19 protein-coding genes, 1 tRNA gene and 3 pseudogenes are annotated in these 20,946 nt (G+C 68.3%); 9 read left to right on the top strand and 14 right to left on the bottom strand.

Annotation, left to right across the window (positions count from 1 at the left end):
• Positions 1-102: 102 nt before the first annotated feature.
• Positions 103-348 (bottom strand): hypothetical protein, encoded by a 246-nt coding sequence (locus KY500_RS12040; RefSeq protein WP_219900780.1) that lies wholly within the window; start codon positions 346-348, stop codon positions 103-105.
• 70 nt (positions 349-418) lie between these two features.
• Here KY500_RS12040 and KY500_RS12035 point away from each other — a divergent pair, with 70 nt between their 5' ends.
• Positions 419-868, top strand: a complete 450-nt coding sequence (locus KY500_RS12035; protein ID WP_219900779.1) for a MarR family winged helix-turn-helix transcriptional regulator — start codon at positions 419-421, stop codon at positions 866-868.
• Positions 869-928: 60 nt separating this feature from the next.
• Positions 929-1,261 carry a cupin domain-containing protein gene (locus KY500_RS12030; RefSeq protein ID WP_219900778.1) on the top strand — a complete coding sequence of 111 codons (333 nt, stop codon included), beginning with the start codon at positions 929-931 and terminating at the stop codon, positions 1,259-1,261.
• Between the two features lie 106 nt (positions 1,262-1,367).
• On the opposite strand, the gene KY500_RS12025 is transcribed toward KY500_RS12030, so the two are convergent.
• On the bottom strand, positions 1,368-1,643 hold the full coding sequence (locus KY500_RS12025; protein WP_219900777.1) for a DUF6457 domain-containing protein: 276 nt from the start codon (positions 1,641-1,643) through the stop codon (positions 1,368-1,370).
• A 4-nt stretch (positions 1,644-1,647) separates the two neighbouring features.
• Positions 1,648-2,493 (bottom strand): ThiF family adenylyltransferase, encoded by an 846-nt coding sequence (locus KY500_RS12020; RefSeq protein ID WP_219900776.1) that lies wholly within the window; start codon positions 2,491-2,493, stop codon positions 1,648-1,650.
• Positions 2,494-2,779: 286 nt separating this feature from the next.
• Between KY500_RS12020 and fdhD the strand changes: the two genes are divergently transcribed.
• Positions 2,780-3,628, top strand: coding sequence for a formate dehydrogenase accessory sulfurtransferase FdhD (gene fdhD, locus KY500_RS12015; RefSeq protein ID WP_219900775.1), 849 nt, complete (start codon positions 2,780-2,782; stop codon positions 3,626-3,628).
• A gap of 139 nt (positions 3,629-3,767) precedes the next feature.
• Here the strand turns inward: fdhD and KY500_RS12010 are convergent, their stop codons facing one another.
• Both KY500_RS12010 and KY500_RS12005 read right to left on the bottom strand, forming a co-directional pair.
• Complete coding sequence (locus KY500_RS12010; RefSeq protein ID WP_219900774.1) at positions 3,768-6,080, bottom strand: FdhF/YdeP family oxidoreductase; 2,313 nt, start codon at positions 6,078-6,080, stop codon at positions 3,768-3,770.
• A gap of 81 nt (positions 6,081-6,161) precedes the next feature.
• Complete coding sequence (locus KY500_RS12005) at positions 6,162-6,584, bottom strand: DapH/DapD/GlmU-related protein (RefSeq protein WP_219900773.1); 423 nt, start codon at positions 6,582-6,584, stop codon at positions 6,162-6,164.
• Positions 6,585-6,839: 255 nt separating this feature from the next.
• Here KY500_RS12005 and KY500_RS12000 point away from each other — a divergent pair, with 255 nt between their 5' ends.
• Positions 6,840-7,163, top strand: a complete 324-nt coding sequence (locus KY500_RS12000) for a hypothetical protein (RefSeq protein WP_219900772.1) — start codon at positions 6,840-6,842, stop codon at positions 7,161-7,163.
• Positions 7,164-7,176: 13 nt separating this feature from the next.
• On the opposite strand, the gene KY500_RS11995 is transcribed toward KY500_RS12000, so the two are convergent.
• Positions 7,177-7,249, bottom strand: a tRNA-Lys gene (locus KY500_RS11995).
• Between the two features lie 146 nt (positions 7,250-7,395).
• Between KY500_RS11995 and KY500_RS11990 the strand changes: the two genes are divergently transcribed.
• From KY500_RS11990 to KY500_RS11975, 4 genes are all read left to right on the top strand, one after another.
• Entirely contained in the window at positions 7,396-8,025 is a 630-nt protein-coding gene (locus tag KY500_RS11990) for a DNA-directed RNA polymerase subunit beta (protein WP_066597405.1), read from the top strand.
• Between the two features lie 280 nt (positions 8,026-8,305).
• A complete protein-coding gene (locus KY500_RS11985) occupies positions 8,306-8,887 on the top strand; it encodes a sigma-70 family RNA polymerase sigma factor (RefSeq protein WP_245976986.1) in 582 nt (193 codons plus the stop codon).
• Positions 8,884-9,837, top strand: coding sequence for an anti-sigma factor domain-containing protein (locus KY500_RS11980; RefSeq protein ID WP_219900771.1), 954 nt, complete (start codon positions 8,884-8,886; stop codon positions 9,835-9,837). The genes KY500_RS11985 and KY500_RS11980 overlap by 4 nt, the downstream gene beginning before the upstream one ends.
• Before the next feature lie 463 nt (positions 9,838-10,300).
• Complete coding sequence (locus KY500_RS11975; RefSeq protein WP_219900770.1) at positions 10,301-11,191, top strand: aminodeoxychorismate lyase; 891 nt, start codon at positions 10,301-10,303, stop codon at positions 11,189-11,191.
• Between the two features lie 311 nt (positions 11,192-11,502).
• Here the strand turns inward: KY500_RS11975 and pstB are convergent.
• The 8 genes and pseudogenes from pstB to KY500_RS11935 form a co-directional block, all read right to left on the bottom strand.
• Positions 11,503-12,281 (bottom strand): annotated as a pseudogene (gene pstB / locus KY500_RS11970) (phosphate ABC transporter ATP-binding protein PstB).
• 43 nt (positions 12,282-12,324) lie between these two features.
• Complete coding sequence (gene pstA / locus KY500_RS11965) at positions 12,325-13,413, bottom strand: phosphate ABC transporter permease PstA (protein WP_219900769.1); 1,089 nt, start codon at positions 13,411-13,413, stop codon at positions 12,325-12,327.
• A pseudogene (pstC, locus tag KY500_RS11960) lies at positions 13,413-14,356 on the bottom strand (phosphate ABC transporter permease subunit PstC). The gene pstA and the pseudogene pstC overlap by 1 nt, the downstream one beginning before the upstream one ends.
• A gap of 146 nt (positions 14,357-14,502) precedes the next feature.
• Positions 14,503-15,600 carry a phosphate ABC transporter substrate-binding protein PstS gene (gene pstS, locus KY500_RS11955; RefSeq protein WP_370626804.1) on the bottom strand — a complete coding sequence of 366 codons (1,098 nt, stop codon included), beginning with the start codon at positions 15,598-15,600 and terminating at the stop codon, positions 14,503-14,505.
• Between the two features lie 213 nt (positions 15,601-15,813).
• On the bottom strand, positions 15,814-16,758 hold the full coding sequence (locus KY500_RS11950) for an NUDIX hydrolase (protein WP_219900767.1): 945 nt from the start codon (positions 16,756-16,758) through the stop codon (positions 15,814-15,816).
• A complete protein-coding gene (locus tag KY500_RS11945; RefSeq protein WP_219900766.1) occupies positions 16,755-18,929 on the bottom strand; it encodes an RNA degradosome polyphosphate kinase in 2,175 nt (724 codons plus the stop codon). Before KY500_RS11945 ends, KY500_RS11950 begins: the two co-directional genes overlap by 4 nt.
• Before the next feature lie 56 nt (positions 18,930-18,985).
• Entirely contained in the window at positions 18,986-19,891 is a 906-nt protein-coding gene (gene mshD / locus KY500_RS11940) for a mycothiol synthase (RefSeq protein WP_255579237.1), read from the bottom strand.
• Positions 19,866-20,557, bottom strand: a pseudogene (locus KY500_RS11935) (DNA-binding response regulator). The gene mshD and the pseudogene KY500_RS11935 overlap by 26 nt, the downstream one beginning before the upstream one ends.
• 100 nt (positions 20,558-20,657) lie before the next feature.
• On the opposite strand from KY500_RS11935, the gene KY500_RS11930 reads away from it, so the two are divergent.
• Positions 20,658-20,894 (top strand): hypothetical protein, encoded by a 237-nt coding sequence (locus KY500_RS11930; RefSeq protein WP_219900764.1) that lies wholly within the window; start codon positions 20,658-20,660, stop codon positions 20,892-20,894.
• Positions 20,895-20,946: the final 52 nt, after the last annotated feature.

Raw genomic sequence — 20,946 nt, 5'->3', positions numbered from 1 at the left:
GCGTTGTGGCGTGGTGCCCGCGGATCTCGTCTGTGCGGTGTTGCGCGGGTCAGACGCCGCTGCGCGGGTCAGGCGCGGCTGCGCGGGAACGGGGCCGGTGACTCAGGCAGCGGGGGTTGGCAGGGGGCAGCGCAGCTGCGTGCGCTCGCCGCTGCGGTCGATGTCGTGCTCGGTCATCGGGGCCCCGCAGAGCGGACACCGCGCGATCGGGCGCTCCTGCACCGGCACCTCGTCGTCATAGGGGCCGAGCGGCGGCGGGCCGATGAGTGGCAGCAGCCGACCGTTCAGCCACGCGGTGAAGCCGCCGGCCTCCCTGATGGTGGGTTTGCGTTTCTTGGCTGACGTCATAATAGTTAGTGTACTAAGTAAATCTTGGCGGGCGCCGGATGCCTGCCGATTGATGATCCCGAAAGACCCGATGACGCAACCCAACGTGTTAGCCCTGGAGAACCAGGTCTGCTTCGCACTGACGGTCGCGGCGCGCACCACGGTGGCCCTCTACAAGCCGATCCTGGAGCCGCTCGGGCTCACGCATCCGCAGTATCTGGTGATGCTGGCCCTGTGGGAGCAGGACCCGCGCACGCTCCGCAGCCTGGCCGACGCGTTGCGCCTCGAGCCGGCCACCCTGTCGCCGCTGCTCAAGCGGTTGGAGGCGGTCGGGTACCTCCGCCGCGAACGGTCGACGACCGACGAACGCGCGCTGCAGGTGACCCTGACCGAGCACGGCCGCCAGCTGCGCCGGATCGCCGAGTCCATCCCTGAGCGGGTGGCCCGCACCCTGGAGATGTCACCGGAGTCCCTGATCGCGCTGCGCGACAGTCTCACCGAGGTCATTCACGCCACGACGGCAATCACACCGCGGCCGTAGCCGGCAGATTCGCCGGCCGGAAGCCGCCCGCGGCGGCCCCGGGCGTCGTACGCTGGCGCCATGAAGAAGATCTCGATCGAGGCCCTCGCCCGCCAGCAGCTCGCCGCCGCCACGTCCGGAAGTAGTGGGCGCGCCGCCGCCACGGTCTTCGGCGGCCACGAGAAGGTGCTGCGCCAGACCGTGATGGGTATGGCCAAGGGCACGGTCATGGCCGAGCACGAGAGCCCCGGCGATGCCACCGTCTACGTGCTCAGCGGGAGGGTGCGCCTGATCGTGGGGGAGGACGCCTGGCAGGCTCGCACGGGCGACCTGCTCATCATGCCCAAGGCACGGCACAGCCTCGAGGCTGAAGAAGACGCCACCATCCTGCTCACGGTGGCCAAACTGCCCTGATCAAGAAACGGATGCCGCGTCCGGTCGCACGGACGCACACGCCCACCGCGGCCGCCGTCAGCCGTGGGCTGGGAGCGCTATGGTCAGGTGCCGCTGAACGGGGCCGCTACTCGGCCGTCGCCGGCCAGCCCAGGGCGAGCTCGGTCGCGGCGGCGCTCGCCGCGGTGATGTCGTCGGCCGAGCCGCCGGCCTGCGCCGCCGCGAGGCCGACGAGGAACAGGCTCAGCGGGGCCGCGGGCCGGGCCACGTTGTGCGCCACGTCCCTGGCCACGTCGAGCAGCAGCCCGGTGGGGATGATCTCCGCATCCAGGCCCAGGTGCGCCGCGAGGGCGGCAAGCCACTCGTCGAGGGCTTCGGGCGGCAGGGGGGTGTTCGTGCTCATGGTGTCACTCCTCGGTGGATGCAACGGTGGATGCAACGGTGGATAACGCAGAGACCGGTTCGGCCGCGGAGCTGGTGTCGCCGGAGGGCGCGGAGGCGCCGGGCTGGCCGGGCTGCAGCACGGGCAGGGGAGCGGCGTCGAAACGTCCGGTGTCGGCGTTGATGGTGAGCACCCGGCCGATCAGGGGTTCGCCCGTGCCGGTGATCAGGCGGATCGCCTCGGCGGCCAGCAGGGCTCCGGCTTGGCCGCGCAGCGCGCCGAGCACGCCCGGGTCGACGGATGCGGCGGTGCCGGCCGCATCCGTGCCGAAGAAGTCACGCAACCGCGTGGAGCGTTGGCCGCTGCGGCGCGGCGGGCTGGACCAGAACACCGACAGTTCGGCGTTGCCGCGCGCCACCGAACCCCAGACCAACGGCAACCCGAGGGACGCGCAGGTGTCGCCCACCAGGAATGGCTGCGGGGTGAGGTCGCTGCCGTCGAGCACGAGGTCGTAGCCGCCCAGGATGCGGGCCGCCGACTCGGCGGTGATCTCCTCGTCGTGCGCTGTGACGGCGGTGTCCGGCGAGAGCGTGAGGATGGTGGTGGTGGCCAGCACGAGGGAGTCCACGTCGAGCGGGCCCACGTCGGCCAGCCCGATGGCGCCGACGCCGGCCGCGGCGAGGGTGCGCAGGGCGGGGGCGCTGAGCCCGGAGGTTCCGAGCACCAACACGCGGGCCGCGGCGAGCCGCCGGTGCCCGAGGTCTTCGATCGCGGGCAGCCGCAGTTGCGGGAGGCTGCGCACCTGCGCGAGGCGCGCGGTTTCGGTGGGACTGAGCGGACCGGTGGGTTCGACGAGGGGAGGAAGTGCCATGACACCACGGTACGCGGCAATCCACCCCGCCCCGCCCACGCCGCCCCGCTCTTCCCTCACGCTGTGCCCCGTCTTGCCCGCCATCCCTCCCGCGGACTGCACGTCTCGCGAGAGCGGCCATGAGGCCGCCTCAGCGCCGCTGAAGCCGCCATAGTGCCGCTCTCGCGAGCGGCCCGCCCGGGCGGGGCCGCAGAGGCGACCCGTTGAACGAGATGGAGGTTTAGGCTCGAAGAGAGGTCCCGCTGCGCCCAGGCGCACTCGGACCGCACTCTCGAGGAGGGCACCCATGAACAGGGTCACGGCACGACGCAAGATCACCCGGCTCACGGTGGGCCACGCACCCATCCGCCGCGAAGACGTCCTCGCGGTCGAGGAGCCCCTCGAACTGCGGGTCAACGGCCGCTCCCTCGCCGTCACCATGCGCACCCCCGGCCACGACGTCGACCTCGCCGCGGGCTTCCTCGTCTCGGAAGGCATCATCAGCCAGGGCGAGCACCTCGCTGTCGCCCGCTACTGCGCCGGCGCCACCGCCGAGGGCGTGAACACCTACAACGTGCTCGACCTGCGCCTGGCGCCGGGCGTGGCCGCCCCCGACCCGAGCACGCAGCGCAATTTCCTCACCACCAGTTCCTGCGGCCTGTGCGGCAAAGAAAGCATCGACGCCGTGCGCACCAAGTCCACCTGGGACGTGCGACCGGATGCCGTGCGCGTCGATGCTGAGATGCTCACGGGCTTCCCCGACAAGCTGCGCGAGGCGCAGTCGGTGTTCGAGAAGACCGGGGGCCTGCACGCGGCCGCCCTGTTCGACGCCGCCACGGGCGAGATGCTTGTGCTGCGCGAAGACGTGGGCCGGCACAACGCGGTGGACAAGGTGATCGGCTGGGCGGTGAAGGAGAACCTGTTGCCCCTGCGGGGCACCGTGCTGATGGTGTCCAGCCGTGCCAGTTTCGAGCTGGCGCAGAAGGCGTTGATGGCGGGCATCCCGGTGCTTGCGGCGGTGTCGGCGCCGTCGTCGCTCTCCGCCGAGTTCGCCCACGACGTCGGCCTCACCCTGGTCGGTTTCCTCCGCGGCGACTCCATGGTGATCTACGCCGGCGAGGAACGCATCGTGCAGGGCGCGCTCGCGGCGGTGTAGCCCGGGTCGCTCGCACCGCCCGCCCCGCCATAACTGGTCCCGAACCGGACAATTGCACCCGGCACACCGGGTGCAGAAGTCCGAACGGGTAACAGTTGCCCTCCGTCGACGCGGAACAGGCCCGGACGCGCGCCTCAGCTCAGCTGAGAACCGGCACCGGCACCTCGTGCGGAATGAACCGCACGCTCATCGCCTTGTAGCCGGGCGTGTTCGACTCCCGGGCCACGAGCTCCCGGTGCATCAGCTGGTTGGCCTCGGGGAAGTACGCTGCCGCGCAGCCGCGCGGCGTGGGGTACACCACCAGCCGGAACTTGTCCGCCCGGCGTTCTTGCCCGCCGAAGGTGCTGATCACGTCGACGAGGTCCCGGTCGTGAAAACCCAGCTCGGTGACGTCGTCGGCGTGGATGAGGATCACCCGGCGGCCGTCCTTGATGCCGCGGTAGCGGTCATCCAGCCCGTAGAACGTGGTGTTGTACTGGTCATGGCTGCGCATGGTCTGCAGAATGAGGTGCCCGGGCGGCGGCGTGAGGTACTCGAGCGGGCTCACCGTGAACCGGGCTCGACCGATGTCGGTGGCAAAGCTGCGGGTGTCGCGCGGCGGGTTGGGCAGCACGAAGCCGTTCTTGTCGCGCAACCGCTTGTTGAAGTCCAAGAAGCCGGGCAGCACCCGGGAGATGTGGTCGCGGATGACGTCGTAGTCCTCCGCCATCGCCTTCCAGTCCACCGGGTGGTCGTCGCCGAGCGTGGCCCGGGCCATCCGCGCCACGATCACCGGTTCGGCCAGCAGGTGATCCGACACGGGGTCGAGCCGGCCCTGGGTGGAGTGCACCATCGACATTGAGTCCTCCACCGACAAGACCTGGCGGCCGGCCGGATGCTTGTCATCGGTGTCGGTGCGGCCGAGCGTCGGCAGGATCAGCGAGGTGACCCCGTGCATCACGTGCGACCGGTTGGGCTTGGTGGAGATGTGCACCGTCAGGCCCACCCGCTGCATCGCGGCCTCGAGTGCGTCGGTGTCGCTGCAGGCGAGGGCGAAGTTGCCGCCCATCGACACGAACACGTCCACGTCGTCGTTTTCGAACGCCTCGACGGTGTCGACCGAGTCGAGGCCGTGCTCGCGCGGGGAGACGATGCCGAACTCGGCGTCGAGCGCGGCGAGCATCGGCTCCTTCGGCTTCTCCCACACGCCCATGGTGCGGTCACCCTGTACGTTGGAGTGCCCGCGCACCGGGCAGGCGCCCGCGCCCGGCTTGCCGAAGTTGCCCTGCAGCAGGAGCAGGTTGATGATCTCCTTGAGCGTGTTCACCGAGTGCGGCTGCTGGGTGAGGCCCAGCGCCCAGCAGATGATGGTGGCGTTGGAGGCGGCCATCATCTTCGCGACCACGCCGATGTCCAGCCTGGATAGGCCGGTGGCCTTCTCCGTCTCGACCCAGTCGATCTCGGTGCGCGCGGCCCGGTAGGCCTCGATGCCGTCGGTGTTGGCGTCGATGAACTCCTGGTCCACGACGGAACCGGGCACCCGGGCCTCCTCCTCGAGCAGCAGGTGGCCGAGCGCCTGGAACAGGGCCAGGTCGCCGCCCACCTTGATCTGGAGGAACTCGTCGGCCAGCGGCACCCCGTGGCCCACCAGCCCGGTGGGGGTCTGCGGGTCCTTGAAGTTGAACAGCCCGGCCTCGGGCAGCGGGTTCACGGCGACGACCTTGCCGCCGTTGGCCTTGCACTCGGCCAGGGCCGACAGCATCCGCGGGTGGTTGGTGCCGGGGTTCTGGCCCACGACGAGGATCAGCTCGGCCACGTGGATATCGTCGAGCGAGACGGTGCCCTTGCCGATGCCGATGGTGGGATTCAGTGCAGACCCGGAGGATTCGTGGCACATGTTCGAGCAGTCAGGCAGGTTATTGGTGCCGATGGAGCGGGCGAACAGCTGGTAGAGGAACGCGGTCTCGTTGGCGGTGCGGCCCGAGGTGTAGAACACGGTGCGGTCGGGGGTGGTGGCGCGAATCTTCTCGCCGATCAGCTCGAACGCGTCGTCCCAGGTGATGGGGGAGTAGTGCGTGTCGCCGGGGCGCACGACCACGGGCTGGGAGATGCGGCCCTGGTTGCCCAGCCAGTATTCGGTCTTTCCGGCTAGCTCGGTGAGCGAGTGCTCGGCCCAGAAGGCCGCATCCACCGTGCGGAGGGTGTTCTCCTCGGCCACGGCCTTGGCGCCGTTCTCACAGAATTCGGCGGTCTTGCGGTGCCCGGTCGACTCCGGCCAGGCGCAGCCGGGGCAGTCGGTGCCGTTTCGCTGGTTGAGGCGAAGCAGCGCCCGGGCGGTGCGGCTCACGCCGGCCTGGGCGATGCCGCGCTCCAGCGCCACGACCACCGCCTCGAGACCGGCGGCGGCCTTCTTCGGGGTGCCGACGACGAGGTCGTCTTCGTTGATGTCCTTGACCGGTGCGCGACGTGTCATGTGTCCATCCTGCTCCTCTCGGAGCCCGATGCTGACATGCGCCCGCCGGGTTTTTTCGGTTTTACCGGGTCAAACGGATGCCTAGGCGGCCAGACCGTGCGACCTGCGGCCGTCTGCTCCCACGTTGCCGGTGGCCACATCGGTGTTGTCCGGAACCCGGGTGTCCCGGTCCAACCGCACGCCGGCGGCGATGCGCACGTTGCGGCCGATGCGCACGTGGCTGCCCAGGTGGGCACCGCCGCTGACGAGGCTGCCCTCGCCGATGTGCACGTTCTGGCCGATGAAGACTTTGTCCCCCACGACGACACCGTGGTCGATCCAGCTGCCCGGGCCGATCCAGGCCTCCCGGCCCACGGTGGCACCGGACTCGATGTACGCGGACTCGGAGATGAACGCGCTCGGTTGCACGGTGGATTTTCCCGATACCCAGCCGTTGCCGTTCGGGTGCCTACGGTACTTTTCGATGACACCGGTGTCGACTTCGACGTCAATGTTCTTGCGCACTGGTTCTCCTCCCGTGGCGCTCGCTGTGTGCGTCACTCTGCTGCTGCACGCACGATACGCGGCTGCGGCAGTACCCCAGCACAACAGACCGTGCGTCAACACTGGGGGAAACACCGGGTTCTCGCAGCACATTCCGTGCGGGCGCCCAGTCCCAGCTAACTGCCGGGTTCGGACCGCGCCGGGCTGGCGCGCATCAGGGGCTGCGCCGATCGCGTCACGGCCTTATGCTGCCCGTATCGATGGAATGAGGCGGGTATGTCGCTGGACGTAGGGACCTTGACGGCCGAGCAGCGCACCGAGCTGCTCAACTACGAGGTCGCCCGGTTCGCGGCCGAGGGCTGGACGGTCAGCAGTGTGGCCGGCAATCAGGCCGTGTTGCAGCGCACGAAGCGCATCAGGTTCTGGCTGAACGTGTTCCTGACCTTTGTCACCTGGGGTCTGTGGCTGTTCGTCGTCGCCCTGAGCATCCTCAACCGCAAGATCGAATCGCTCATCCTCACCGTGGACCACTACGGCAGGGTTGAGCGGCAGTTTCCCCGCCCCTGGCGTCCGTGGGTCAGGCAAACCTGGTCACACTGAATCACACTGAAAGTGGGCCCCGTCGGGCTCGAACCGACGACCCAAGGATTAAAAGTCCTTTGCTCTACCAACTGAGCTAGAGGCCCGCGGTTAATAACTTAGCGTGGATTGCCGGACGGTTTTTGTGACTAGCGTGGATGCATCCGCCACAGACGCCGGCACGACCACCCCACCCACGATTTACCCGGCGGCAACACCGACGCCGCCGGCCGAGACAGCCAGGAGGAGCGCGATGGCCGACGATTTCCACAAGCCCACCAAGTTCTCGGGCGCCAAGTTCGAGTCGATGATGGGCGGAGAGGATCCCGCCCAGATCAGCCGGATCGCGCACGAGACGGCGCAGGCCCTGATCGCACGGGTGCGCGACAGTCCAGACCCCGAGGTCGTCGAACGCCTTGTGGCCTACACCGACGAGCACGGCATCGACGCCGTCGCCGAGCTCTGGTCCCGGGCCACGCCGCGCAGCCTGCCCGGCGCGCTCTGGCGCATCTACCTGGTGCGGCTATTGATCCGGCAGGATGCCGACGGCACGTCTTACCTGTACCAACGCGGTATCGACGTGGCCGTCACCATCGACCCGATTGTGGCGGGGGCCATCGTGCCGACCGGCCCCGCCGAGATCATTCAGCTCGCCGACGAGATTCTCCGTGGCGTGTTCACCGGCGACTTTGCCATCGCGCTGGACCGGGCGGCGGCGTTCTGCCGGGTGATCGGCGCCGGCTGCGCCAGCGTGGCCGACGACCTCGACGCCACCGAACCGGGCCGCTCCACCGAGCTCACCACGCGCGCCCTGCGATTCTCGACAACCGCACAGGAATTCGCCTCCTGCGCCCGACTCTGGCGCAGCGACTCGCTCGAGTAGGTGCGTGGAGGCATCCGGGAATGAAGTCGGGGCCCACGTCGTTTACACTTGATGCTGGCCGGACCGCAGTAACCCCGGGCTCCAATATTCGCCGTCTAGAACGGCCTCGCGCCGAGAGGCGTTCTGCGGTCCGGCCTTCACTCTGCTCCCGCGGATGCCGCTCACCGGCTCCGGCGGGCGTCACAGACACGCAACATTTTTTGATTCCACACCAATCCATGCAGGACTCGGCACCGAACCCTCTGCATGGAAGGGGACTGGACCTGACATGCTGGATCTCATGACTGCTGAATTCAACCTCGACTCCTCGTCGACGGCGCCTTCGAAAGAAGAGCTGCTCGCCCGCGTAGCCGAGGGGGACGAGTCGGCGTTCGGAGAGCTCTACGACCAGATCGCCCCGCGGGTGCTTGGCCTTGTCAAGCGCGTGCTGATCGATCACGCACAGTCCGAAGAAGTGACCCAGGAGATTTTCCTGGAGATCTGGCAGACGGCTGCGCGGTATGAGTCACAGCGTGGCGGGGCCTCGACCTGGATCATGACCATGGCGCACCGACGTGCGATCGACCGAATCCGGTCGTCGCAGGCCGGCCGCGACAGGGATACCAAAGTGGGCATCCGCGACCTCGCGGTGCCGTATGACCACGTCGCGGAAACCGTTGAGGTACGCATCGAGCACGAAAGGGTGGAAAAAGCGATGTCCAGACTGACCGAACTGCAACGTCAGGCCGTGAGTCTGTCGTACTTCAGCGGGTACAGTCACCGTGAAGTCGCTGATTTCCTGCATATCCCCCTCGGCACGGTGAAGACCCGCCTCCGCGACGGGTTAATCCGCTTGCGAGATGAATTGGGGGTGACCTCGTGAACGACCACGACAAGTCCACCGGTGACCTGACCGGCAACGGCTCCGTCGACAACCCGGCCGACCTGGCCGGCGCCTACGCTCTGCACGCCCTCAGCCCCGACGAGGCCGCCGTGTACGAGCGCTACCTCGCCCAGTCTGTTGAGGCCCGCACCGAGGCCGCCGAGTTGGGCGACACCGCCGTGGCCCTCGGCCTGTCCGTCGCCCCGGTGCAGCCCTCCAGCGCCCTCAAGGCCAGCCTGATGGCCAAACTTGCCAGCACCCCCCAGCTTGCTCCGCGGGTTGCCGCCGAACCGCCCACCCCCACCGATACGACCACGGATGCGCCGCCCGCGGCCATCCCGATCGGCTCCGCCCCCTCGCATGCTGCGCCCACCGCACCGGGCGCTGCGGGCCAGAACCCGGCAGCGTCGGGCTCGGACGTTACCGGCGCCGGCGACGGACGGGGCTCAGGCTCCGCCGCCGACCGTGCCCAGCGCCGCTGGTTCCAGCGTCCCGCCGGATACCTCGTCGCGGCAGCCGCGGCCGTCGCCCTGTTCGTGGGCGGCACCGTCGCCGGGCAGGCCCTGTACGGCAACCCGAACGACGACTTCGCCCAGCAGCAGGCCTCGAGCCTGGCCGAGATCGAGGCGTCGCCCGACAGCCAACGGGCCGCAGCGCAGACCGCGACCGGCCAGGATGCCACCCTGGTGTGGTCGGGCGAGCTCGGCCTGTCGGCGATCATCGTCGAAGACCTGCCCTCCCTCGGCGACGACCAGGACTACCAGCTCTGGTACATCGGCGCGGCCGGACCGATCTCGGCGGGGACTTTCGACTCCGACGGCTCCGGCACGGCCTGGCGGGTCCTGGACGGAACCATGACCGCCGGCGACACCGTGGGCGTCACCGTCGAACCCAAGGGCGGCTCCGAGCAGCCCACCACCGACCCGATTGTGGCCATCCAAAGCTCCTAGGTGCCCGCGCCCGCCGCCCGGGCGGGCTTGCGGGCGCTGGCGTGCGCTGTCCGCCCTGGCGCCCCTGGCGGTGAGATGTCACTTGAGGCCCCGTCGCGGTGCCCCAGAGGGCCCCAACTGGCAACTCACACCCGTGCACTCCGGTGAGTTGCCAGTTGCCGCCCTCTCAGGGCGTCGCACGAGGCCTCAACTGGCAACTCACGTGCTTCCCCTCCTCGGAGCGTCTCGCACGCTCAGCCTGCCCTGCCGCCGAGCTGCCCGGAGGTCTAGAGACCGCTCGTCGAGGGCTCCCTGAAGCGACTCGCGGGCATCCCCCGTCGCGACGTGCGGAAAAGCGCCCCTTCCCGGCAGCGGAGGGAGCATCGTGAAGCACTTCGCGGGCATCCGCCATCGCGACGTGCGGCGAACGTCCCTCTCGCGAGCGTCGAGGGGGCGTTATGGAGCAACTCGGTAGGCTCGGTACATGACCCTGCCTTTCACATTGCTCATCGATCCGGAGCCCGCAGACTCCACCCGCACCGACTTCGTCGACACGTTCCACGAGATCGATTCCGGCGCCCCGGCGCTGCGCGTGGCCGAGCTGAGCACGCAGCGCGGCGACGGCATCTTCGAGACCCTCAGTGTGGTCAACGGGCATCCGCAGGAGGTCGAGCCGCATATCAGCAGGCTCATCAACTCGGCGCAGATCTGCGACCTGCCGGTGCCCAACCCGGCGCAGTGGCGGGCGGCGATCGCCTATGCCGTCGACCGCATCCCCGGCGACGGTGAGCTGGCGCTCAAGTTCGTGCTCAGCCGCGGCGTCGAGCACGGCCCGGCGCCCACGGCCTGGTTGCACGCCACGCGGGCCGCCGACTTCACGGCCGTGCGGGAGAACGGCGTTAAGGTTGTCACCCTTGACCGCGGTTACCCCCGTGGTGTCGCCGAGCAGGCTCCCTGGTTGCTGATGGGCGCCAAGACCCTCAGCTACGCCATCAACATGGCCGCACTGCGGGAAGCCAAGCGACGTGGCGCCGACGACACGATCTTCCTCACCCACGACGGCTACGTCATGGAGGGCCCCACCTCCAGCGTGATCCTGCGCACCGACGGACGCTACGTCACCCCGGCACCGAGCGGCGCGATCCTGCACGGCACCACCCAGCAGAGCGTGTTCGAGTACCTCACCGCTCACGGTGAGAGCGTCGAGTACCGGGACGTCACGGTCGACGAGCTCCGGTCGGCGGATGCGGCGTGGCTGGTCTCCAGCGTGCGCCTCGCGGTCGCCGTCACCGCGCTGGACGGCGTGGAGTTCCCCCACGACGACGAGCTCACCCGCACCCTGAACGCGTCCCTGTTGGCCCGCACCGCCTCCTAGCGGCCCGACGGTCGAGGTTGTCGAGCACCTGGTGACGTGCCTCGGCACGTCACCATTCCGTCGGTCGAGCTTGTCGAGACCAGGTGACGTGTCTCGTTCCGCGCCCATCTCGTCGGTCGAGCTCGTCGAGACCTGGTGACTAGGTCTCGACGAGCTCGACCGACGTGGGGGAGCGTTTTGTGGACTGTCTCGCGGGGTCTCGACGAGCTCGACCAACGTAGGGGCGCGTGTGTGAGACCAACTCGCGGACTGGGACGCAGAAACGCCCGGCGGGCCGAGAGGCCTGCCGGGCGTTTCTGCGTGGTGCGGGTTTAGCCGAAGCGGCCGGAGACGTAGTCCTCGGTGGCCTGCACGGTGGGGTTGGAGAAGATCGTGGTGGTGTCGTCGTACTCGATGAGCTTGCCGGGCTTGCCGGTGCCTGCGATGTTGAAGAACGCGGTGCGGTCGGAGACGCGTGAGGCCTGCTGCATGTTGTGCGTCACGATGACGATCGTGTAGTCGGTCTTCATCTCTTCGATGAGGTCCTCGATCGCGAGCGTGGAGATCGGGTCGAGGGCCGAGCAGGGCTCGTCCATCAGGATCACGTCGGGCTGCACGGCGATGGCACGGGCGATGCAGAGACGTTGCTGCTGGCCGCCGGAGAGGCTCGAGCCGGGCTTGTCCAGGCGGTCCTTCACCTCGTTCCAGAGGTTCGCGCCCTGCAGCGACTTCTCGATCAGTGCGTCGGCGTCGCTCTTGGGCATCCGGCGGTTGTTGAGCTTGACGCCGGCAAGCACGTTGTCGCCGATCGACATGGTGGGGAACGGGTTGGGCCGCTGGAAGACCATGCCCACCTGGCGGCGCACGAGCACCGGGTCCACGCCGGGCCGTAGAGGTTGTTGCCGTCGATGAGCACCTCACCGTCCACGTGGGCGCCCGGGATGACCTCGTGCATGCGGTTGAGGGTGCGCAGGAACGTCGACTTGCCGCAGCCGCTTGGACCGATCAGAGCGGTCACGGTGCGCGGTTCGATGGTGAGCGTCACGCCCTCGACGGCGAGGAATTTGCTGTAGTAGACGTCGAGGTCGTTGACTTCAATGCGCTTGGACATGTATTCCTTCGAATCTGGGTGAACTGTGCGAGTGGTGGCGGCGTCAGCGGCCGAGTTTAGGGGAGAAGGTGCGCGCGACGAGTCGGGCGATGAGGTTGAGCAGCATCACGATCACGATGAGCGTGAGCGCGCCCGCCCAGGCACGGTCGATGTACGCCTGCGAGTCGGCACCCTGGCTGGCGTACTGGTTGTACACGAACACCGGCAGGGTCATCATCCGTTCGCTGAACATGTCGTAGTTCATGCTGGCGGTGAAGCCCGCGATGATCAGCAGCGGTGCGGTCTCGCCGATGACGCGGGAGATCGAGATCATCACACCGGTGACGATGCCGGCCAGCGAGGTGGGCAGCACGACCTTCACGATGGTGAGCCACTTGGGCACGCCGAGGGCGTAGGCGGCCTCGCGCAGCTCATTGGGCACCAGCTTGAGCATTTCCTCGCTCGAGCGCACCACCACGGGGATCATCAGCACCGACAGCGCCACCGACCCGCCGAAGCCGAACCGGATGCCCGGGTCGTTGAACAGCAGCGAGAACAGCGCGTAGGCGAACAGGCCGGCCACGATCGAGGGGATGCCGGTCATCACATCGACGAAGAACGTGATGCCGCGGGCAAGCCGGCCGCGACCGTACTCGGTGAGGTAGATGGCCGTGAGCAGTCCGATCGGCACCGAGATGAGCGTGGCGAGCCCGGTGACGAAGAGCGTGCCCACGATCGCGTGCAGGGCGCCACCGCCGGCGCCGACGACGTTGCGCTGCGACTCCGTGAAGAAGGTGGGGGTGAGGAAGGCGGGCAGGCCGTTGACGACGGTGGTGCCCACCAGGGAGATCAGCGGGATCAGAGCGACCACGAACGCGATGGCGACAACCGCGGTGACCAGGCGGTCCTTGGCCCGGCGCACGCCCTCGACGAAGTAGGAGAAGAGGAACAGGGCGATGCAGTACAGCACGGTGCCGAAGAACAGCGTGCCGGCCCAGTTGAAGCTCTCCGTGGCGCCGGAGAGGAAGATCACCACGAAGAACGCACCCACGACGACCCAGCTGGCGACGAGCACCATCACGGGGGTGTTCTTGGGCAGCTTACCGGCGGTGAGGGAGTTGCTGACGGGAGCCGAGACGGTCATGGTGCTCATCAATTCGCTCCAGAGAAGGCCTTGCGGCGGTTGATGATCACGCGGGCGATCATGTTGACGACCAGCGTGATGACGAAGAGCATGAGGCCGGTGGCGAGCAGGATGTTGACTCCCACGCCGTGTGCCTCAGGGAAGTTCAGCGCGATGTTCGCGGCGATCGTGGTGGAGTTCTGTGAGGTGAGCAGCTGGAAGATCACCTGCGGGCTGGGGAGAGCACCATGGCAACGGCCATGGTCTCGCCGAGCGCGCGGCCCAGGCCCAGCATGGCGGCGGAGATGATGCCGGCACGGCCGAAGGGCAGCACGGCCATGGTGATCATTTCCCACCGGGTGGCGCCGAGGGCCAGCGAGGCTTCCTCGTAGAGCACCGGGGTCTGCAGGAAGATCTCGCGGCAGATGGCGGTGATGATCGGCAGCACCATCACGGCCAGCACGATGGCGACGGTGAAGATGGTGCGACCGGTCCCGGAGACCGGACCGGCGAAGAGTGGGAACCAGCCGAACCAGTCGACAAGGTTGGCGTAGAACGGCTGCACGAGCGGGGCCAGCACGCCGATGCCCCAGAGACCGAAGACCACCGAGGGGACCGCGGCGAGCAGGTCGATGAGGTACCCCAGGCCCTGCGCGAGTTTGCGCGGGGCGAAGTGCGAGATGAAGAGGGCCACGGCGATGGCCACGGGTACGGCCATCAGTAGCGCCAGGAACGCCGACCAGACGGTGCCGAAGGCCAGCGGCAGCACATAGGACCAGAAGTTGGTGAATTCCCCCTTGAAGGCATCCGCCGGCGCCACGAAGGCGGGGATGCTCTGGATCAGGAGGAAGGCGGCGACGGCGGCGAGCACCGCCAAGATGAGGCTGCCGGCCACCACGGTGGCCGTGGAGAAGATACGGTCGCCCGGTCGTTCCTTGGCCTTGATCGCAATACGGTCAACTGCGGTCGTCATTCCGAGCGTCTCCCTGAGGGGCTGGGTCTTACCGGTACGGGTGGATCTGAAGCCTGACCCCACGCCTCAGTGTGCCCGACCGGGCGACCGCGTGCAACGCGGAAGCCCGGCCGGGCAGGGTGCTGAGGTGTGGGCTCAGCGGATGTTTACTTGAGGGTGTCGAGAACCGCGGCGACCTTGGACTGCAGGTCGCTGGAGAGCGGTGCGGCGCCGGCAGCGGACGCGGCCACTTCCTGGCCGGCCTCGCTGGCCATGTAGCTGACGTACTCCTTGACGAGGGCGCCCTGGTCGGCGTCCGCGTACTCGGTGCAGACCACGGCGTAGCTGACCAGAACGAGCGGGTAGTGCGTCGCGTCGGTGGTGGTGCGGTTCAGCTTGATGGCCAGGTCGTTGTCGGCACGGCCGTCAACGAGGGGGGAGTCGGCGACCACAGCGGCTGCGGCCTCGGCGGTGTAGCCGACGAATTCCTCGCCGACCTTGATCTTGGCGACGCCGAGGTCACCGGCGCGCGAGGCGTCGGCGTAGCCGATGGTGCCGGTGCCGTTGGTGACGGCGTCGACGACACCGGAGGTGCCCTGGGCGCCCTCACCGGACTGGTACGGGAACGGGTCGGCCGGCTTCTCGGTCCAGACGTCAGCGGCGTTCTGGTTGAGGTAGTCGGAGAAGTTCTTGGTGGTGCCCGAGTCGTCCGAGCGGTGCACGGCGGTGATCGCGGTGGCCGGAAGCTTGGCGTCAGCGTTCAGCGCGACGATGGCCGGGTCGTTCCAGGTGGTGATGTCGCCCTTGAAGATCTTGGCCAGGGTGGCGGCGTCGAGGTTGAGGTCGGTGACGCCCTCGATGTTGAAGATCACGGCGATGGGGGAGATGTAGACGGGGAGGTCCACCGCCGTGGTGTCCGGCGCGCAGGCGGCGAAGGTGCCGGCGAGCTCGTCGTCGTTGAGGTAGGAGTCCGAACCGGCGAAGTCGCTGCCGCCGGCGATGAAGGTCTCGCGACCGGCGCCGGAGCCCGACGGGTCGTAGTTGATGGTGACGTCCGGGTTGGCCGTCTGGAAGGCGGAGATCCAGGCCTCCTGGGCCGAGCCCTGCGACGAGGCGCCTGCGGCGTTGATCGTGCCGGTCAGGGTGCTCTCGGTCGGGGCGTCGGAACCCGTGCTGGCGGGTGTTTCGTTCGACGCGCAGGAGGAGAGAACGAGGGCTGCGGCGATGGCAATGACCGCGGGGCGGCCAATACGCATGAGATTCACAAGGATCCTTTTCAGGTCGAATACAGGGAACGCGATCGCAGGAGAATCCCGCGAACATGGGCCGGTGCTGGCCCTCGTCAGACGCTATTCGCTGTGGTTAACGACACTCCCCCTCCCGGGTGAACGGGAGGTAAACGGCATCCGTCGCTTCGGGCTCGACGACAGAGCGCCCGCAGCCCGTTCCGGGGCTGCGGACGCTCTGGTCTCGGCGGTCTACAGGCGCGGCGGGTGGGTCTCGATCGCCAGGATCCCCGCGCTCGGGTTGTCACTGGAGAGGTGCACGACAGAGAACCCGCTGGGCGCGAGCGCTGCGGCATTGGAGACCTGCTGGGTCACCGGCGAGCCGGTCGCCAGGGCGATCTCCCGCAGGATGTCGGGCAACACCGGTCCGTGGCTGCAGAGCACGGCGGTCTTGCGGGCGCGGACGCGTTTGCCCACGCTGTGGCGCACATCCGAGGTGCCCTGTTCCCAGGCGTCCTGGCTGATCAGGTCGGTGCGCTTGAACGGCACACCGGTGGCCGCCGACAGCGGGGCGACGGTGGTGACGCAGCGGGTGGCGGTGCTCGTGAAGATGCGCTGCGGATGCCATGCGCTCACGGTGCCGGCCAGGGCCGCGGCCTGCGTCACACCGCGTTCGCTGAGCGGGCGGGTGGCGTCGGGTCCCGACCAGTCGTGCGGCGGAGTGGCCTTGGCGTGGCGGAGTGCGATGATCGCGAAGGTGCTCGTGATGCCCTGCGCCACAAGCCGGGCGAACGCGTCGATGATCTCCACGTCCTGGCCGTAGCTGAGGTAGGTCCTGGCCTTCTTGATGGTCACCCACTCGAGGGCGGCCACCTCGCCGTTGGGCACGAAGGTGGAACGCAGGATGTGCTCGGGCAGCACCTCGGCGGCCCAGTAGTGCACGATCTTGTCCTTGCCGTTGGGCATCGGGTACTCGGACACGCCCAGTGGCACGCCCAGCGCGATGGCCAGGCCCGTCTCCTCCTCGATCTCCCGCACTGCCGTGACCGGCAGCGTCTCGCCGGGGTCGACCTTGCCCTTGGGGATGGTGATGTCGCCGTGCACGGTGCGGTGGATCAGCAGCACGTGCATCTTGCCGTCGATCAGGCGCCAGCACACGGCGCCGGCCGCGTACACGGCCGTGGCGGCGTCGCTCATCGGCGGCTCACCGGGCGCTTCCGCTGCCCGATTTGCTGCATCAGCCTGTTCTGCATGTCGTCGAGGGGTTTGCCCTCGGCGTCCTGGTGGTGCCGGGTCCACTCGCCGTTCTCGTCGAGCCACCACGACGAGGTGCGCTCGTCCATGGCCCGGGTGAACAGGGCGTCCACCTCGGTGAGGTGCCGCGGGTCGACCAGGCGCACGAGCGCCTCCACCCGGCGGTCGAGGTTGCGGTGCATCATGTCGGCGCTGCCGATGAACACCTGCGGCTCGCCCAGAGTGTGGAAGCAGAAGATCCGCGAGTGCTCGAGGTAGCGCCCCAGGATCGAGCGCACCCGGATGTTCTCGCTCATGCCGGGCACACCGGGCTTGAGACTGCAGATGCCGCGCACCCACACGTCGACGGGCACTCCGGCCTGGCTGGCCCGGTAGAGCGCGTCGATGATGTCCTCGTCGACCATCGAGTTCACCTTGATCCGGATGCCCGACGGCTTGCCGGCCGCCGCGTTCGCGGTTTCGTCGGCGATGCGCTTGAGCAGGGCCTTGCGCAGGTGCAGCGGGGCCACCAGCAGACGCTTGAACTTCTTCTCGATGGCGTAGCCGGAGAGCTCGTTGAACAGCCGGGTGAGGTCCTTGCCGACCTGGTCATCCGCGGTCAGCAGGCCCATGTCTTCGTAGATGCGGCTGGTCTTGGGGTTGTAGTTGCCCGTGCCGATGTGGCTGTAGTGGCGCAGCACGCCCTTCTCGTAGCGCACCACGAGCGCGAGTTTGCAGTGCGTCTTGAGCCCGACGAGCCCGTAGACCACGTGCACACCGGCCTTCTCGAGCTTGCGTGCCCAAGAGATGTTGGCCTGCTCGTCGAAGCGGGCCTTGATCTCCACCAGCGCGAGCACCTGCTTGCCCGACTCCGCGGCGGCGATCAACGCCTCCACGATGGGGCTGTCGCCCGAGGTGCGGTACAGGGTCTGCTTGATGGCCAGCACGTTGGGGTCGGCGGCGGCCTGCTCGAGGAACGCCTGCACGCTCGTCGCGAACGACTCGTACGGGTGGTGCAGCAGCACGTCGCCGCGGCTGATGGCGCGGAAGATGTCCGGGGTCTCGTTGGGTTCGCCGGTGAGCAACTGCGCGGCCGTGGTGGGCACGTGCTTCGTGTAGTGCAGGTCAGGGCGATCGATGCGCAGGTCGAACAGGCCACCGAGGTCCAGCGGCGCGGGCAGCCGGTACACCTCCTGCTCGGTCACGTCGAGCTCGCGCACGAGCAGGCCCAGGGTCACCTCGTCCATGTCCTCGGTGACCTCGAGACGGATAGGCGGGCCGAACCGGCGGCGCAGCAGCTCCTTCTCGAGGGCCTTGATGAGGTTCTCGGTGTCGTCTTCCTCGATCACGACGTCTTCGTTGCGGGTGACCCGGAAGACGTGGTGTTCGAGGATGTCCATGCCGGGGAACAGGTCACCCAGGTGGTTGGCGATGAGGTCTTCGAGGGTGATGAAGCGCACCTTGTCGACGGACTCGGTGCGGTCCACCCGCACGAAGCGGGGGAGCATCGAGGGCACCTTGAGCCGGGCGAACTCCTGCTTGCCGGTCTTGGAGCTGTGCAACCGCACGGCCAGGTTGAGCGAGAGGCCGGAGATGTAGGGGAACGGATGCGCCGGGTCGACGGCCAGCGGCATCAGCACCGGGAAGATCTGGTTGGAGAAGTAGCCGCGCAGCGACCGGCGGTCCTCGTCGTTCAGACTGTCCCAGGTGACGATGTCCACGCCGTGCTCCGCCAGGGCCGGGCGCACGAGCTCCTGGAACGCGTGGGCGTGGCGGTCCTGCAGCACGTGGGCGGCTTTGGAGATGTCGGAGAGCACATCCTGTGGGGCGCGGCCGATGTTGGTGGGCACGGCCAGCCCGGTGAGGATGCGGCGCTTGAGACCGGCGACGCGAACCATGAAGAACTCGTCGAGGTTGCTGGCGAAGATGGCCAGGAAGTTCGCGCGTTCGAGCACCGGCAGGGCCGGGTCTTCGGCCAGCTCGAGCACTCGCTGGTTGAAGGCCAGCCAGCTCAGCTCGCGGTCGAGGTACCGCTCGCTCGGGAGTGCCGGATCGTTTTTGCCGATCTGAGGGTCAAAATCGTCGTCAAGTTCACTCTCGAGCCCCGAGGTGCCTGGGATGTTGTCGCCGTCCATCTGTCCATCTTGACACCCGGCGCCGAGCGGGCGCGACGCCCACGGTGAACGGAGTCTTAACGCGGTGCCCTGCGGTACTGCACATCCACGGTGGCCTCGGCGAAACCGAGGCTGCGATACAGCCGCACCGGGCCGGCGCTTTCGGCCTCGACGTAGAGCTCGACGGCCGTGCAACCGCGCTCGCGCAGGCGCCCCAGGCCCGCGAGCATGAGGGCGCGGCCGAGGCCGGCTCCCGCGGCATCCGGGTGCACACCGAGAACGTAGATTTCACCGAGCGTGGCGCCGGGCTCGATCTTGAGCCAGTTGTAGCCGACGATCCGGCCGGGCTCGCCGGTCTGGGTGTCGCGGGCCAGGAGTAGGTCGCCCGCGTCGAACCAGGGCTCATTCATCCGGTCGGCGAGGTCGGCCTCGGTGATGGCGCCCTGCTCCGGATGCGTGGCGAAGACCAGGGCGTTCAACCGCACCCACTCCGCGGCGTCGCCGGCCGGTGCCGGGCGGAAGGTGTCGATGATCAGGCCGCTCGGCAGCTCCGGGGCGGCCTCGGAGTCCGCGTCAGTGAGCGGGCGTTCCAGCTGCAGCAGGGTGCGCTCGGCGCTGAAGCCGAACCTGTCGGCGAGGCGGCGTGCCGCGGGGTGGTCGCCATGCGCCCAGGCGGTGAGGTCGCCCGACATGCCGCCCTCGTCCTCGAACAGGCGGCGGAGCGCAGCCGTGGCGTGGCCCCGGCGACGGTAGCGCGGGTGCACGACCAGGTCGATCTCGCCGCGGCCGAAGATCGCGGCGCCGACGGCGTCCTCGCCCTCGATCAGCAGCTGGGGCGAGCGCCGGCCGGAGCGGGCGTCGAGCATGGCCTGTTCGTTGAACGGGCGATAGCCGTCCGTGTGCGCGCTCGCGTCGGCGACATCGTGGAACCGGGCCGCGAAGGCCGTGTCGGAGAGGTCAGGAGCCGACAGAGTGAGCGACACGTTCGCCGTCCTCCTCATAGACGTTGAACCGGTAGCCCACGTTGCGCACGGTCCCGATCAGGGATTCCTGGTCGCCGAGCTTGGCACGCAGGCGCCGCACGTGCACGTCGACCGTGCGGGTTCCGCCGAAGTAGTCGTAGCCCCACACCTCGCTGAGCAGCTGCTCGCGGGTGAACACGCGGGAGGGGTGCGCGGCGAGGAAGCGCAGCAGCTCGAACTCCTTGTAGGTGAGATCGAGCGGCTTGCCGTGCACCTTGGCCGAGTAGCTGGCCTCGTCGATGACGACGCCGGCGGCACGGATGGTGGGGAGGGCTCGTTGTGCGGCGTGCGCCCGGCGGCCAGGCGGATGCGCGCATCCACCTCGGCGGGTCCGGCCGTGTCGAGCACCACGTCGTCCACGCCCCAGTCGGGGCTGACGGCGGTGAGGCCGCCCTCGGTGATCACGAGGAGCAACGGCACGCTGCTTCCGGTGGTGCGCAGGATCTGGCAGAGCGACTTGGCGGCCATCAGATTGGACCGGGCGTCGACCAGGATCAGGTCGGAATCAGGCGCGGTGATGAGCTGATCCGGCTGTGCCGGAATGAGTCGTGTGCTGTGCGACAGCAACGCCAGGGCTGGAAGAACTTCGTCGTTCATAGCCGAGGTTAGGATCAACAGCTGCGCCACGCAGGTCCTCCAAGTATCGTGCGGCTAATCCTAGCGTGCCACGGAAAGACACTCGGGCGTGCAGAATGGGACAGTGAGCTGGAAGCGTTTGAGTGTAGTGATGATTTGGCTGGTCGCCGTGGTCTGCGCGGTGCTGACCGGCGCGCTCGTCGCCCCGGAAAACCGGCTGGTCTGGGTCAGCCTGTCGCTGGCGGGCTGCACCATCCTCACACTGGCCGCTCAGCTGTCCACCGGACAGAAAGAGGGCTACGTGCACCGGGTCACCCTCAGCGTGGTCGGCGCCGTCACAGTTTTGGCCGCAGCCACGGGCGTGTTTGCCCTCAACGGTCTGGTCTGAGCCGCCCCCACAGACATCGATCGAGCCCGTAGCGGTGATCGAGACTGTCGCG

Source organism: Cryobacterium sp. PAMC25264, assembly GCF_019443325.1.
Classification (GTDB): Bacteria; Actinomycetota; Actinomycetes; order Actinomycetales; family Microbacteriaceae; genus Cryobacterium.
The sequence above is the reverse complement of the archived record's forward strand: the minus strand, read 5'-3'. Positions and strand labels throughout refer to the sequence as shown.

Bases quoted from the DNA above. Each gene is read 5' to 3' on its own strand.
- KY500_RS11945 (WP_219900766.1), bottom strand. From the start codon at position 18,929: ATGGACGGCGACAACATCCCAGGCACCTCGGGGCTCGAGAGTGAACTT.
- KY500_RS12020 (WP_219900776.1), bottom strand. From the start codon at position 2,493: ATGGCACTTCCTCCCCTCGTCGAACCCACCGGTCCGCTCAGTCCCACC.
- KY500_RS12030 (WP_219900778.1), top strand. From the start codon at position 929: ATGAAGAAGATCTCGATCGAGGCCCTCGCCCGCCAGCAGCTCGCCGCC.
- pstA (WP_219900769.1), bottom strand. From the start codon at position 13,413: ATGAGCACCATGACCGTCTCGGCTCCCGTCAGCAACTCCCTCACCGCC.
- KY500_RS12040 (WP_219900780.1), bottom strand. From the start codon at position 348: ATGACGTCAGCCAAGAAACGCAAACCCACCATCAGGGAGGCCGGCGGC.
- KY500_RS11985 (WP_245976986.1), top strand. From the start codon at position 8,306: ATGACTGCTGAATTCAACCTCGACTCCTCGTCGACGGCGCCTTCGAAA.
- KY500_RS11950 (WP_219900767.1), bottom strand. From the start codon at position 16,758: ATGAGCGACGCCGCCACGGCCGTGTACGCGGCCGGCGCCGTGTGCTGG.
- KY500_RS12010 (WP_219900774.1), bottom strand. From the start codon at position 6,080: ATGACACGTCGCGCACCGGTCAAGGACATCAACGAAGACGACCTCGTC.
- KY500_RS11975 (WP_219900770.1), top strand. From the start codon at position 10,301: ATGACCCTGCCTTTCACATTGCTCATCGATCCGGAGCCCGCAGACTCC.
- KY500_RS12025 (WP_219900777.1), bottom strand. From the start codon at position 1,643: ATGAGCACGAACACCCCCCTGCCGCCCGAAGCCCTCGACGAGTGGCTT.
- KY500_RS12000 (WP_219900772.1), top strand. From the start codon at position 6,840: ATGTCGCTGGACGTAGGGACCTTGACGGCCGAGCAGCGCACCGAGCTG.
- KY500_RS11990 (WP_066597405.1), top strand. From the start codon at position 7,396: ATGGCCGACGATTTCCACAAGCCCACCAAGTTCTCGGGCGCCAAGTTC.
- fdhD (WP_219900775.1), top strand. From the start codon at position 2,780: ATGAACAGGGTCACGGCACGACGCAAGATCACCCGGCTCACGGTGGGC.
- KY500_RS12035 (WP_219900779.1), top strand. From the start codon at position 419: ATGACGCAACCCAACGTGTTAGCCCTGGAGAACCAGGTCTGCTTCGCA.
- KY500_RS11930 (WP_219900764.1), top strand. From the start codon at position 20,658: ATGATTTGGCTGGTCGCCGTGGTCTGCGCGGTGCTGACCGGCGCGCTC.